The sequence below is a fragment of the Paraburkholderia tagetis genome (assembly GCF_022213065.1).
Classification (GTDB): Bacteria; Pseudomonadota; Gammaproteobacteria; order Burkholderiales; family Burkholderiaceae; genus Paraburkholderia; species Paraburkholderia tagetis.
In genome coordinates this window covers 1-13,124 of the sequence record NZ_JAKLJA010000018.1, presented here as the reverse complement: position 1 = coordinate 13,124, position 13,124 = coordinate 1, and the positions used below count along the sequence as shown (strand labels likewise).

General features: G+C 64.0%; 11 protein-coding genes and 1 pseudogene. 8 read left to right on the top strand and 4 right to left on the bottom strand.

Annotated features, from left to right (window positions below):
- Nucleotides 1–196: 196 nt before the first annotated feature.
- Nucleotides 197–1,513, bottom strand: coding sequence for an ATP-binding protein (locus tag L5014_RS20545; RefSeq protein ID WP_238465587.1), 1,317 nt, complete (start codon nt 1,511–1,513; stop codon nt 197–199).
- The gene (locus L5014_RS20540; RefSeq protein WP_035527335.1) at nt 1,497–2,228 is read right to left on the bottom strand and encodes a response regulator; all 732 of its coding nucleotides are present in this window, start codon (nt 2,226–2,228) and stop codon (nt 1,497–1,499) included. Before L5014_RS20540 ends, L5014_RS20545 begins: the two co-directional genes overlap by 17 nt.
- 230 nt (nt 2,229–2,458) lie before the next feature.
- Between L5014_RS20540 and L5014_RS20535 the strand changes: the two genes are divergently transcribed.
- The 6 genes from L5014_RS20535 to L5014_RS20510 all read left to right on the top strand — a co-directional run bounded on the left by L5014_RS20535 (nt 2,459) and on the right by L5014_RS20510 (nt 8,577).
- A complete protein-coding gene (locus L5014_RS20535) occupies nt 2,459–3,055 on the top strand; it encodes a Spy/CpxP family protein refolding chaperone (RefSeq protein WP_238465586.1) in 597 nt (198 codons plus the stop codon).
- A 573-nt stretch (nt 3,056–3,628) separates the two neighbouring features.
- Complete coding sequence (locus L5014_RS20530; RefSeq protein WP_238465676.1) at nt 3,629–4,405, top strand: ABC transporter substrate-binding protein; 777 nt, start codon at nt 3,629–3,631, stop codon at nt 4,403–4,405.
- Nucleotides 4,406–4,572: 167 nt separating this feature from the next.
- Nucleotides 4,573–5,262 (top strand): ABC transporter permease, encoded by a 690-nt coding sequence (locus tag L5014_RS20525; protein ID WP_238465585.1) that lies wholly within the window; start codon nt 4,573–4,575, stop codon nt 5,260–5,262.
- Nucleotides 5,263–5,281: 19 nt separating this feature from the next.
- Complete coding sequence (locus tag L5014_RS20520; protein ID WP_238465584.1) at nt 5,282–6,004, top strand: ABC transporter permease; 723 nt, start codon at nt 5,282–5,284, stop codon at nt 6,002–6,004.
- Nucleotides 6,005–6,033: 29 nt separating this feature from the next.
- Complete coding sequence (locus tag L5014_RS20515) at nt 6,034–6,816, top strand: ABC transporter ATP-binding protein (protein WP_238465583.1); 783 nt, start codon at nt 6,034–6,036, stop codon at nt 6,814–6,816.
- 603 nt (nt 6,817–7,419) lie between these two features.
- A complete protein-coding gene (locus L5014_RS20510; protein WP_238465675.1) occupies nt 7,420–8,577 on the top strand; it encodes a porin in 1,158 nt (385 codons plus the stop codon).
- Nucleotides 8,578–8,763: 186 nt separating this feature from the next.
- Here the strand turns inward: L5014_RS20510 and L5014_RS20505 are convergent, their stop codons facing one another.
- Together L5014_RS20505 and L5014_RS20500 are read right to left on the bottom strand one after the other, a co-directional pair.
- Complete coding sequence (locus L5014_RS20505) at nt 8,764–9,102, bottom strand: P-II family nitrogen regulator (protein ID WP_238465582.1); 339 nt, start codon at nt 9,100–9,102, stop codon at nt 8,764–8,766.
- 179 nt (nt 9,103–9,281) lie between these two features.
- Nucleotides 9,282–11,459, bottom strand: a complete 2,178-nt coding sequence (locus L5014_RS20500; protein ID WP_238465581.1) for an NAD(+) synthase — start codon at nt 11,457–11,459, stop codon at nt 9,282–9,284.
- A 229-nt stretch (nt 11,460–11,688) separates the two neighbouring features.
- Here L5014_RS20500 and L5014_RS20495 point away from each other — a divergent pair.
- A pseudogene (locus L5014_RS20495) lies at nt 11,689–11,955 on the top strand (peptidogalycan biosysnthesis protein); the annotation flags it as partial.
- A gap of 58 nt (nt 11,956–12,013) precedes the next feature.
- On the top strand, nt 12,014–13,024 hold the full coding sequence (locus L5014_RS20490; RefSeq protein ID WP_238465580.1) for a hypothetical protein: 1,011 nt from the start codon (nt 12,014–12,016) through the stop codon (nt 13,022–13,024).
- The last annotated feature ends 100 nt before the right edge of the window (nt 13,025–13,124 follow it).

Sequence of the window (13,124 nt, the reverse complement as noted above, 5' to 3'; positions counted from 1 at the left end):
CTGGCGTGGCCTGGTGCGATTCAGTGCGATTCAGTGCGGCATTGCCCGCCGGCCACCACGGCAACCCCGCCATTCAGGCTGTTCCCGCATCGGTAGTTTTTCAGTTCAGTAGTGTTCTCGCGGTCGGCTCCGGCCAGGCACATGCGCCGGGCGCCCGCCGCACATTCCCCAATCGATATGCGCCGCGCGCCGGCGCTCACCAGATCTGTGCCGCCTCGGCGACCGTACGCTCGACCACCTCGACCGGAAACGTCATGCGCACTTCGAGGCCGCCGCTCTCGCCATTGCCGATGGCGATTTCCCCGCCCGCGCGACGCACGAGCCGCTCGACGATCGCAAGGCCCAGACCGCTATGGCCATTGCCGCCGCGCGCCGGATCGAGCCGCACGAACGGCCGGCTCGCCTGTGTGAGATCCTGGTCGGCAATGCCCTTGCCGTGGTCGCGCACGGTCAGCGTGAACGCATCCCCGCCGCGCGAGGTCTCGATCACCACGGGCGGCGCGCCATAGGCGTGCGCATTGTCGAGCAGGTTCGACACGAGCCGCTCCAGCGTGGCCGCGGGCAGGCGGAAGGCCGCGCCGGCTTTCAGGCGCCGCTCGATGACGAGCGTCTCGCCGCCCACCGTGCGGTAGTTGCGTGCGATGCGCTCGCACTGGTCGTCCACTTCGACGGGCTCGCTGCGGTCGGCGCCATCGTGCGCGAACACCAGAAACTGGTCGACGATATGCGCCATCGAGTCCACGTCGCGCACCACGCCGTCGCGCACCTTTTGCTCGTCCATCATTTCGGCGCGCAGGCGCAAGCGCGCGAGCGGCGTCTTCAGGTCGTGCGCGACGCCTGCGAGCATGACCGCGCGGTCTTTCTCGGTGCGCTCGACTTCCTTCACCATCTGGTTGAAGCCGCGCGTGAGCTGGCGCATCTCGCGCGGGCCGCGCTCGGCGAGTGGCGGCACCGGCTGGCCACGCCCGAAGCGCGCGACCGCCTGGACGAGCGCGCGCAGCGGCTGCTGGAGCATCCAGGCGGCCACCAGCGCCGCGATCACCGCCGCCGAGAAGATGATGATGAACCAGGGTATCGCGCGGTCGATCGGCCGCATCAGGCGCAGCGGCTGCGCCGGCACCACGATCCAGCGCGCGTCCTGGGGACCGCGCACCCACAGCATGGGCGGATGCCCGGGCGGGCCGATACGCACCTCGGTGCCGGCCGGCATGCGATCGCGCAAGTCGTCGATGAAACGGCGCAGGCTGGTGGGCATGTCACGCCGGAGCTCCGGCACCTCGACGCTCGCGGGGTCGACGAGCCGCACGCGCGAGGGCAGCGGCTGATTGGGCTCGCGCTGCACGTGCTGACGCACGGCATCGACGAGGAATACCGCTTCTTCCACCGCGTAGCTCGAGCGCATCTGGTCGCGCTCGAGGCGCATCAGCGCGAACCATGCGACGTGAGACAAGAGCAGAACGCCGATGAAGAGCAGCGCGAAGCGCCCGAACAGCGAATCAACCGGCCGGCGCATGGCTGTTCTGCTCGCCATCCGGCACGAAGACATAGCCGCGGCCGCGCACTGTCTGGATGAAGCGCGGCGTGGACGGGTCGGTCTCGAGGATGCGGCGCAGGCGCCACACCTGCACGTCGATGCCGCGGTCGGTGCCGTCGTACTCCGGACCGTGCAGCAGTTCGAGCAGGCGCTCGCGCGTGAGCGTGCGCATCGGGTGATTCACAAAGATCTTCAGGAGCGCGAACTCGCTGCCCGAGAGCATGATGGGCTTACCTTCCTGCTGCAGCGTGCGCGACTGGAAGTCGAGCACGAAGCGGCCGAACGAGAACGGCTCGCGCTGCTCGGGCGCGGCGGCCGAGGGCACCGTGCGGCGCCGGCGCAGCACCGCCTGCACGCGCGCGAGCAGCTCGCGCGGGTTGAAGGGCTTGCCGAGATAGTCGTCGGCGCCGAGTTCGAGGCCGACGATGCGGTCCACGTCGTCCGCGCGGGCGGTCAGCATGATGACGGGAATATCGTCGCCCGACGCGCGCAGCTTGCGCAGCGCGGTGAGCCCGTCCACACCGGGCATCATGAGATCGAGCACGATCAGGTCGGGGCGCTCGCGCTCGAGCCGCCGCTCGAGCGAGCCCGCATCGTGCAGCACCGACACTTCAATGCCCTGCCGCGCCAGATAGTCGCGCAGCAGGTCGCGCAGTTCGACGTCGTCGTCGACGACCAGAATTTGAGTAGCCATGGACGAAGTGTAACGCGCACGGGAAAGCCGTTTGCTTACACGGACGCGCTTTGGGTTACCAGGTGTTACCACGAAAGGCGCATGTAATGTCGCGTAATGCCAGCGGTCGGGGCCGTAACACGCGGCGCCCGTGCGCTCTATACGCTAGGGACACCGGTTGCGGACGCCCCCAACTTCCTGTGGCGCCGTGCCAGACCGGACACCTTCAAGGATTTGTCAGGAGCATCACTATGTATAAGACGACTTCGCGCCTTCTCGCCATCGCCGCTGCCTCGCTCGCACTCAGCTTTGGCGCCACCGCCGCCAATGCCCAGGCCAATGCCCAAACGCCGCCCCCGGCCAGCGCCGGCATGATGCACGGCGGTCCGGGCATGCATGGCGGCCACGGCATGCACGGCGACTTCATGATGGGTTTCAAGAAGCTGCACGACAAGCTGAACCTGAACGCCGCGCAGGAAAAGCAATGGCAAGCCGCGCTCGACACCATGAAGCAGAACCATGAGGCCATGCGCAAGAATCACGAGCAGATCAAGCAGCAGTTCGACTCGATGAAGAACCAGCCGATCCTCGACATGAACGCGCTGCACACGGCGCACCAAAAGATCGAGCAGCAGGACGCGCAACTGCACGAGCAGACCGCGCAAGCCTGGCTCACCTTCTATAACGGGCTGAACGATCAGCAGAAGACCACCGTGAGCTCCGCGCTCAAGGAACGCTTCGCGAAGATGGAGCAGCGCCGCGAGAAGATCCACGAGCGCTGGGAGCAGCACCAGAAGGACCACAATGGTGCGGGCACGGGTGCGGCCTCGGCGCCGGCGGCGCAGTAAGCGCCTGGCCTGGCCTCGCGCGGCACGGCCAGGCGGCCGGGCCGTGCGTGAGTCCGGTTTATCCGCTATCGGCAAAACGCCGCGGGACGCAATCCTGCGGCGTTTTTCATTGCGGGCCGGGCTTGGGCCATAGCGAAACTCTGTCAGGCCGAAGCCACACGCCACACAGTGGCCGACCGCGCCGGCTTCCGCTTCGGGTAAAATACCGCGCTTTTCGGGACGGCCCGTTTGGGACGGCCCGCTCGGCTTGAGCCACGGCCCCGGTATAGAGGCCCCGCACCGGCACATGCTGGCCACCGGCGCAGTACGCGTCCGACCCGTATTTTTGATCGCCTAAAATGACGGCGCCCGGTCACGAGCCGGCCCGCACGAGAGAGGACCGTCGTCCGCTCTCAAGTGGCTCTCGGGCAGACCTCAAGACCTTAAGACATCGAGGTCTCGAGGCAAACGTCGAACGGCGCCGACCCGGCGCCCTTGCTACGCGGCACTCACACGGTGCCGCGCCCGTCGTATCAGCTTTGCATGGGACCAGAGTCATGCGCTAAAGCGCGAACTCCGGTCGACAGGAGAATGATGAAGAAGTTTGCAGTGTGCCTCGCGCTCGCCCTTGTGGCGGGCAGCGCCGCAGCCAGGGAATGGAAGACCGTGCGCATCGGCGTCGATGCGAGCTATCCGCCGTTCGAGTCCAAGAATGCCAGCGGCCAGATCGTCGGTTTCGACGTCGACCTGACCAAGGCGCTCTGCGCGCGCATGAACGTGAAGTGCGTCTGGGTCGAGAGCGACCTCGACGGCATCATTCCGGCGCTCAAGGCCCGCAAGTTCGACGCGATCGTCTCGTCGCTGTCCATCACCGACCAGCGCCGCCAGCAGATCGACTACTCCGACAAGACGTTCGACGCGCCCGCGCGCATGCTCGCGAAGGCGGGCTCCCCGCTCCTGCCCACCGTGGCCTCGCTCAAGGGCAAGAACGTGGGCGTCGAACAAGGCTCGACCCAGGAGGCCTACGCGAAGGCGCACTGGGCCGGCAAGGGCGTGAACGTCGTGTCGTACCAGAATCAGGATCAGGTGTATCAGGACTTGATGTCGGGGCGCCTCGATGCGACGCTCCAGGACGAGGTCCAGGCCGACGTCGGCTTCCTGAAGACACCGCGCGGCAAGGGCTTCGCGTGGGCGGGCCAGGCGGTGGAAGATCCCGCGACCATCGGCGACGGCACCGCGATCGGCCTGCGCAAGCAAGATACCGATCTGAAGGCACAATTCAATGCCGCACTGGCCGCGATCCACAAGGACGGCACGTTCGACAAGCTCGCCAGGCAGTATTTCGACTTCGATATCTACAAAGGCAAGTAAGCAGAGAAACCAAAGACGGAGACACACGGCGCCCACCGGCGCCGCCGTCGCGAAGCACGCGGCCAGCCTCGCCGGCCGCGCATGAACCGACTTGAACCGCGGCAGCCTCTGCCGCGCCTTTCGCGGGGCGCCGTCCAGCGTCGAGACGCCCCGTCGAGGACTCACCTATGTTTCTTCAAGGCTACGGCCCGCTGATCCTCGCCGGCACCTGGCAGACCGTCAAGCTCTCGGTGCTCTCGCTCGTGCTCTCGTTCCTGCTCGGGCTGATCGGCGCGGCGGCGAAGCTCTCGAAAAACCGTGTCGTCTATGGCGCGGGCACGGCCTATACCACGCTCATTCGCGGCGTGCCCGATCTCGTGCTGATGCTGCTGCTCTTCTACAGCATCCAGATCTGGCTGAACATGCTCACTGACCACCTCGGCTGGGACCAGATCGACATCGACCCGTTCCTCGCGGGCGTGATCGTGCTGGGCTTCATCTACGGCGCGTACTTCACCGAGACCTTCCGCGGCGCCTTTCTCGCGGTGCCGCGCGGTCAGCTCGAAGCGGGCCACGCCTACGGCATGACCAACTGGCAGGTGTTCGCGCGCGTCATGTTCCCGCAGATGATGCGCTTCGCCCTGCCCGGCATCGGCAACAACTGGCAGGTGCTCGTGAAGTCCACGGCGCTCGTCTCGATCATCGGCTTGGCCGACGTCGTGAAGGCAAGCCAGGACGCCGGCAAGGGCACCCTGCGTTTCTTCTTCTTCACCCTGCTCGCAGGCGCGATCTACCTCGTCATCACGACTGTCTCGAACTTCGTGCTGATGTATCTCGACAAGCGCTACTCCACGGGCGTGCGCAAAGCGGATCTCTGAAACGCGCGAGGCCAAGACCATGCAAGACTTCGTCCAACTGATCCAGCAGTACTGGCGCAACTACCTCTTCACCGACGGCTATCATCTCACCGGCGTCGCCGTCACGGCGTGGCTGCTCGTGATCTCGATCGGCATCGGCTTTTGCCTCTCGGTGCCGCTCGCCGTCGCGCGCGTCTCGAAGCGCAAGTGGCTTTCCACGCTCGTGTGGCTCTATACCTATGTGTTCCGCGGCACACCGCTCTACGTGCAGTTGCTGCTCTGCTACACCGGCCTCTATAGCCTGGACATCATCCGCAACCACGAGCTCACGAGCGCGTTCTTCAGAAGCGGCATGAACTGCACGCTGCTCGCGTTTGCGCTCAACACCTGTGCATACACCACCGAAATCTTTGCGGGCGCGATCAAGGCGACCCCCTACGGCGAGATCGAAGCGGCGCGCGCCTACGGGATGTCGCAATTCACGCTGTACCGCCGCGTGATCCTGCCTTCGGCGCTGCGCCGCGCGTTGCCCTACTACAGCAACGAAGTCATCCTGATGCTGCACGCGACGACCGTGGCGTTCACGGCCACCGTGCCCGACATCCTGAAGATCGCGCGCGACGTGAACTCGGCGACCTACCAGTCGTTCGGCGCCTTCGGCATCGCCGCCCTGCTGTACCTGATCATTTCTTTCACGCTCGTGTGGCTGTTCCGCCAGGCCGAGCGCCGCTGGCTCGCGTATCTGCGACCCCAAGGTAAGTGAGGGCAAGTGAGCCCGCACCGAGGTATTTGATGAATTCCCAGAAGCAAAAACTTTTCGTCGACTCGCTCCACAAGAAGTACGGCGACCATGAAGTCCTGAAGGGCGTCTCGCTCAAGGCGAACGCCGGCGACGTGATCAGCGTGATCGGCTCGTCCGGCTCGGGCAAGAGCACGATGCTGCGTTGCATTAACTTCCTCGAGCAGCCCAACTCGGGCCGCATCATCGTCGATGGCGAGGAAGTGGCGACCCGCGCCGACAGGCGCACCGGCGCGCTGCACGCCGCCGACGCGAAGCAATTGCAGCGCGTGCGCACCAAGCTCGCGATGGTGTTCCAGCACTTCAACCTGTGGTCGCACATGAACGTACTCGAAAACGTGATCGAGGCACCCGTGCACGTGCTCGGCATCTCGCGCAAGGAAGCCGAGGACCGCGCGCGCACCTATCTGGAGAAGGTCGGTCTCGCGCCGCGCGTGGAGAAGCAGTACCCCTCGCACCTCTCGGGCGGCCAGCAGCAGCGCGTGGCGATCGCACGCGCGCTCGCCATGAACCCTGACGTGATGCTGTTCGACGAGCCCACGTCCGCGCTCGACCCCGAACTCGTGGGCGAAGTGCTCAAGGTGATGCAGAAGCTCGCCGAGGAAGGCCGCACGATGATCGTCGTGACGCACGAGATGGGTTTCGCGCGCAACGTCTCGAACCATGTGATGTTCCTGCACCAGGGCCGCGTGGAGGAAGAAGGCGTGCCGGGCGAAGTCTTCGCCAGCCCGAAGAGCGAGCGCCTGCGGCAATTCCTCTCGGGCAGTCTCAAGTAAGCGGCCTTACCAGGTAAGGCGGCCCGCATGTAGTCGACTACATCCGGTCCCGACGATGTAGTAAAAGTAGTATTTCAAGGCGCTTTCAGCGCCTTTTCTTTTTTCATTCAAATCCCGCTCGACAGCCCTCGTGGCGCGTCGAATTCGCGCCTTTCGCCCTACGCCTGACGATATTTCGCGTCAATAGTGGCAATCCTGAAGATCCTCCGCCAGCCGACGTGTGTGCCTTGTCCTATAAGGGTTTAGACATACTTTTCAGATCGTGCTGACCACCATCCAGGAAACACGTATGGCAATTTGGCGACACCCCGCCACCCACAAGCGATTTCGGTCGCCAGCGTCAGTCTTTTTTGCTAAATTAGTAACCAAAGTAGCAAAACAAAGTTCATTAAAAGTAGTTTCACTTCAAATAAGAACGGGAGATGCCAGTCAACCAGGGGATCTGCAAGACGACTCGAACAGTTTGTCCTGCTCGCAGCGTTTACCGTCCGCCGATCCTTGGGTCACGCTCCCAACGCGACAATTTCTGTCCGCAGCACCCCGAAGGCGCGGACGTCTTTCGCAGTACTTAGGTTGACTCTTTGACAGGGTATGGAGGAGATGATGAAGAAAGCTCTGCTCGCCGCGGCGTTGATGTCGGCTGGCGTGGTCGCGCATGCGCAAAGCAGCGTGACCCTATACGGCCGCCTGGACGCGGGTGTGGCGTACATGAACGGCATCGGCGCCGGCAGCGACGCACTGGGCCGCGCCACGCACGGCACCAGCCAGGTGCAGCTCGAAAGCGGCTACTGGGGCACCAGCCTCTGGGGCATGAAGGGCGTTGAAGACCTCGGCGCCGGCAACAAGGCACTCTTCCAGTTGGAAGGCAGCTTCAGCACGGCAACCGGTCAAGGCCCGGGCGGCGGCGGTCTCTTCAATCGCTGGGCAACGGTCGGTATGGCCAACGACAACTACGGCACGCTGCTGTTGGGCCGCGAACTGTTCATCTCGAACGGCATTTGGGACTTCGACCCGTTCGGCCAGTCGAACTGGTCGTCGGCATCGATGGTTCGTGGCCGCAACTGGCCGCAGTCGAGCAACAACATTTCGTATCAGTCGCCGAAGTTCTACGGCTTCGACGTGTATGGCCAGTACTCGTTCTCGAACGCCACGAGCTGGAACGGCAACGGCACGACCAGCCAGGGTCGTGAGGACGGCCTGCAGCTCACTTACACGAGCTCGCTGTTCCAGATCCGCGGCCTGTACGACGAAATCCGCAACCCGATCAACGGCCGACTCAACGGCGACCCGACCATCACCGACGCCTCCACCGGCCAGACCGGCGGTCCGTTCACCGCGTCGCGCGAATACACGGTCATGGCGAACGTGTTCCTCGGTCCGTTCAAGGTTCAGGGCGGCTACCAGGCCATCCGCACGTCGGGCATGAATGGCGCGTTCACGTTGCCCGGCCAGCCGACCACGCTCGATCACGAGTGGGGCGGCGTGACGTGGCAAGCCACGCCGGCAGCCGCGCTGATCGCCGCGGTCTATCACGTCAACGCGAACAACGGCGGCGGCAACGCCACGCTGTACACGGTCGGCGGTTCGTACAACCTGTCCAAGCGCACGCTGCTCGACCTCCAGGTGGCAACGGTGCGCAACAGCAAGTCGGCCAACTTCGGTCTGAACGCGAACGGCCCGGGGCTTGGCGCCGACACGGGCAACCCGCTGCCGGGCCACAGCCAGACTGGCGTGTACGCAGGCATCCAGCACTCGTTCTAATTCGCAACGAGCCTGGACAGAACAGCTATATCGACGTTTTCACGCTGCTGCGAGAGGCGCGTATCGGTGCGGTATCCAAACGGGTATCGCACCGTTTTTTATGGCGGGGACGGGCCGTGCGAGCGGCGCCGTCCCCTTCTTCTTTCTTCGTTGCAATGGTGCCGCGAAGGCTGACGCGCGGCCGCCTCAGACCGCCGCTTCGTCCTCTTCGCCGGTGCGGATGCGGATCACGCGCTCGACGTCAGTGACGAAAATCTTGCCGTCACCGATCTTGCCCGTGCGGGCCGCGCCGATGATCGCGTCGATCACCTGGTCGGTCTGCGCGTTGGCGACTACCACTTCGATCTTCACCTTGGGCAGGAAGTCCACCACGTACTCGGCGCCGCGGTAGAGCTCCGTGTGGCCCTTCTGGCGGCCAAAGCCCTTCACTTCGGTGACGGTCAGGCCCGTGAGGCCCACTTCGGCGAGCGCCTCGCGCACTTCGTCGAGCTTGAACGGTTTGATGACGGCTGTGATGCGTTTCATGACGATCCTCGTCTGACTCGGTTTATTTGCGGATTATCTGTGACTTGTCGGCCGCCGTGGGGTGGCGGCCTGGGTGGGTCCGGCCTGGGCCCGACCCGGGTCCGGCCTGGGCCCGGCCGATCTGTCGCCGGCCGGCGATGCGGCGATGGTCCTGCGATTTTACGCTGTGTGCACCCATTTCAAGACGCGGCGGCGGGCGGCGGCGCGATTGCGCGCTCCTGATCGGGCACGCGCTCGAGATCCGCGAGCCACACAGCCGACTCCGAATCGCTCGGCGCGCGCCAGTCGCCACGCGGCGAGAGCGAGCCGCCCGAGCCCACCTTCGGCGCATTCGGAATGCAGGTGCGCTTGAACTGGCTCGTGCGGAAGAAGCGGTCGAGGAAGATGCGCAGGTTACGCTTGATGGTCGCGAGGTCGTACTGGTTGCGCGCGACCTTCGCATTCTCGGGCCAGGCGCCCGTCTCGCGGTCGCGCCACGCATGGCGCGCGAGGAACGCGACCTTCGAAGGCGCGAAACCAAAGCGCAGCGTGTAGTAGAGGTTGAAGTCCTGCAACTCGTACGGGCCGATCGTGCTTTCGGTCTTCTGCTCGGGCGCACCATCGGTCTTGCCCGGAATCAGCTCGGGGCTGATGTCGGTGGCGAGAATCGCTTCGAGCACGTCGCGTCCGCTCTCCCCGTTCTGGCCAATTTGCCCCGTCTCCGCGACCCAGCGCACGAGGTGCGTGATGAGCGTCTTCGGCACGCTGGCGTTCACGTTGTAGTGCGACATGTGATCGCCCACGCCGTAGGTGCACCAGCCGAGCGCAAGCTCGGAAAGATCGCCCGTGCCGATCACGATTGCGTGATTGAAGTTGGCGAGGCGGAACAGATGGCTCGTGCGCTCGCCCGCCTGCACGTTCTCGAAGGTGATGTCGTAGCTTTCCTGGCCCGCCGAATACGGATGGCCGAGGTCTTCGAGCATCTGCTTGCAGCTCTGACGAATGTCGATCTCGCGCGCCGTGCAGCCCACGAGCGTCATGAGTTCGCGCGCCTGGCGCAGCGTGCGCTCGCTGGTCGCGAAGCCGGGCATGGTGTACGCAAGGATATTGGCGCGCGGCAGCTTGAGGCGGTCCATCGCCTTCGCGCACACGAGCAGCGCGTGCGTGGAGTCAAGCCCGCCCGACACGCCGATCACCACCTTCTTGATGCCGGCCTGCGAGAGCCGCTGCACGAGCGCCTGCACCTGGATGTTGTAGACCTCGTTGCAGCGCTCGTCGCGGCGCTTCGGGTCGGCCGGTACGTAAGGGAAACGCTCGACGCGGCGCGAGAGCGCCAGCATCTCCTGCTCCCAGGCGCCCTTGCCTGCCGAGGCGCCGGCTGCACTTCCTGCACCTGCTGCACCCGCCGAAGCCCCGACCGAGGCGCCCGCGAGCTCGCAACGAATCACGCGGAACTTCGCGATTTCGTCGGCATGACGGCGCACCGAATCGCCGAAGGTGGTCTGGCGGATGCGCTCCTGCGCAAGCCGGTCGAGGTCGACATCGGCGTAAATCAGGTGCGAGTCGCCCAGAAAGCGCTCGGACTGCGCGAGCAGCTCGCCGTTTTCGTAGACGAGCGACTGGCCGTCCCAGGCCATGTCGGTGGTCGATTCGCCTTGGCCCGCCGAGGTGTAGAGATACGCGGCGAGGCAGCGCGCCGACTGCTGCGAAACCAGTTGATGCCGGTAACCCGCCTTGCCCACCACCACGTTCGACGCGGAAAGATTGACCAGCACCGAAGCGCCCGCGAGCGCGGCGAACGACGACGGCGGAATCGGCACCCAGACGTCTTCGCAGATTTCCACATGAAAGCGCAGGCCGGGGATCTGCGCCGCGTCGAAGAGCAGCGACGCGCCGAACGGCACGTCCTGGCCGGCGAGACGCACCGTGTCGGTGCTCGCGCAATCGGCGGCGCTGAACTGGCGCGGCTCGTAGAACTCGCCGTAGTTCGGCAGGTAGCTCTTGGGCACGACGCCCGCGACGCGCCCGCCCGCGACCACCGCCGCGCAATTGAAGAGCGCATGGCCCGCATGGCCGGCGCGCACCGGCAAGCCCACGATCATCGCGAGCGGCAGCGTCGCCGACGCGGCGACGATCTGCGCCAGCGCGCGCTCGCAGGCGTCGAGCAGCGCCTGCTGGTGAAAGAGATCGTCGCAGCTATAGGCGGACAGGCCGAGCTCCGGAAACGCGATCAGCGCCGCGCCGCCGGCTGCGGCCTCGCGCGCGAGCGCGAGCGTCTGCTCGGCATTGAAAGCCGGATCGGCCACGCGGCAGCGCGGCACGCCCACGGCCACGCGTGCAAAGCCGTGCGAGTAGAGATTGAAGAAGCGCTCTTTCATTTGGATAACCAATAAGCGATAGCTTGGGACCGATGAGGGGCCGATGAGGAACCCAGGCGGAACACAGAGGCGCTCGGGCCATCCGGACAGTTGGGGGCCTCACCCGTTCGGGTGGTTTGCTTTACCATGACCGTTTGCCGCGACGAGGCGAACCGGCGCCGCCGGTATCCTGCAAAGCCGCAGGCATCCCTCAATGCCACGCCACGTCACGCCACAACGGGCACGCAAGTTGAATAAGGAACATTTCGATTATCGCACGGGCATTCTCGGCTCACCGGCCGAGGTCGACGCCGCGCAATGGAACGCGCTGCTCGCGCGCCAGGCGCAGCCGACGCCCTTTTTGCGTCACGAATTCCTCGCCGCGCTCGATGCCGCGCGCTGCGCCACGCCCGACGTCGGCTGGGCGCCGCAGTTCGTCACGCTCACCGACTCGCGCACGGGGCAGCTCGCCGCCGCCGCGCCCGTCTACCTGAAGGGTCACTCATACGGCGAATACACCCTGTTATGTATCATGACCGGTGTGACTGACTGATTGATACATTAGCGGAGGCGGTATGCCGATTGGGCCGCGTACACCGGGGCTGGCTGCTCGTCATACCTGGTCAGGAAATGTGGCAACCGTTTTCTGCATCAAAACGGTGCACGGAAAGTCCATCTACCCAACGATGTCTTTGGACTTTGACGCCCTTGGAGTGGCGAGGGGCGGCCTGCTTGAAGAGGCTATTCGCTCGGCCCCCTGCCCCCTCAACAGCTCCTACGCGGGCCCGCTTCAACAGGTTCTTAATGACGTCGCCCGCAGCTCTCAAGCAGTTTCGATTCTCAGCACGCCCGTCAACCAGATTTCTCGGCCACAATTGCATGGCTCGCTTTTCGAGGCGTTTGAAAGTGCAATTGAAAAATGGAGGGGCGGATACAAATACAGCCGCTTCATGCGCGCGCGCCATATATTCACTTTAGTTAATATAAAGCTGGCTACGGGAGAAAACATCTCCGAATCCGGCTTCAAGTCGCGCTTTCCAAGAGACAATACTCCGACCAAACAACTCTTGAGCGAAGGTTACGATTCCACCTTTGACAAGAAAGAACTAGCTGCACCAATTTCTGCGACCGATTTTGAAAATCTACCTGAGCTAAACCGAAAAGCATTGGCGCATCTCGAGTCACGGCTGAATCGCGTAACTTCAGCGTGCCATAAAGCACTGGATGATTTTTGCGATGTCCGCCAACGCATTTATGATTCGCAAGCTGCGCCTCCTCCCTCAGAGATTACTGAATTGGCGCTCACCCACTTTCGAAAAGGGCGCGGTCCAACGCGTAAGATTTACGACAATCTTTCCGAGTCGTCTCGATTTTGGGTTGCAGCCAATCTTGTATTGCGAGATGAATTACATAAGTCCTATTTTAACAAACAGCTCTCACTCGCCGGATTATCGGGACTGATGCCCGTGTGCCACACCTCGTCTAACAAGGTTCTGTTTACAGCGCTTTTGAGCACCCACTATCTTCCTCGCTCGACCCTGATTGCCTGTTTGCTTTTGACAATTGTTACGTCCCGAACTATTTGAGTTTTAGCGGGAGGCGTTTATCTCGCGAACGTCGGGAACGATTTTTTGAACTTCACCGCGCGAAGCGCGGGACACGAGGGGCGTAAAGAAGGCCGGTGCT

What these genes read in the sequence shown, in the direction of transcription:
- L5014_RS20515 (WP_238465583.1), top strand. Translation starts at nt 6,034, where the DNA reads ATGAATTCCCAGAAGCAAAAACTTTTCGTCGACTCGCTCCACAAGAAG.
- L5014_RS20545 (WP_238465587.1), bottom strand. Translation starts at nt 1,513, where the DNA reads ATGCGCCGGCCGGTTGATTCGCTGTTCGGGCGCTTCGCGCTGCTCTTC.
- L5014_RS20520 (WP_238465584.1), top strand. Translation starts at nt 5,282, where the DNA reads ATGCAAGACTTCGTCCAACTGATCCAGCAGTACTGGCGCAACTACCTC.
- L5014_RS20490 (WP_238465580.1), top strand. Translation starts at nt 12,014, where the DNA reads ATGCCGATTGGGCCGCGTACACCGGGGCTGGCTGCTCGTCATACCTGG.
- L5014_RS20505 (WP_238465582.1), bottom strand. Translation starts at nt 9,102, where the DNA reads ATGAAACGCATCACAGCCGTCATCAAACCGTTCAAGCTCGACGAAGTG.
- L5014_RS20540 (WP_035527335.1), bottom strand. Translation starts at nt 2,228, where the DNA reads ATGGCTACTCAAATTCTGGTCGTCGACGACGACGTCGAACTGCGCGAC.
- L5014_RS20535 (WP_238465586.1), top strand. Translation starts at nt 2,459, where the DNA reads ATGTATAAGACGACTTCGCGCCTTCTCGCCATCGCCGCTGCCTCGCTC.
- L5014_RS20500 (WP_238465581.1), bottom strand. Translation starts at nt 11,459, where the DNA reads ATGAAAGAGCGCTTCTTCAATCTCTACTCGCACGGCTTTGCACGCGTG.
- L5014_RS20530 (WP_238465676.1), top strand. Translation starts at nt 3,629, where the DNA reads ATGAAGAAGTTTGCAGTGTGCCTCGCGCTCGCCCTTGTGGCGGGCAGC.
- L5014_RS20510 (WP_238465675.1), top strand. Translation starts at nt 7,420, where the DNA reads ATGAAGAAAGCTCTGCTCGCCGCGGCGTTGATGTCGGCTGGCGTGGTC.
- L5014_RS20525 (WP_238465585.1), top strand. Translation starts at nt 4,573, where the DNA reads ATGTTTCTTCAAGGCTACGGCCCGCTGATCCTCGCCGGCACCTGGCAG.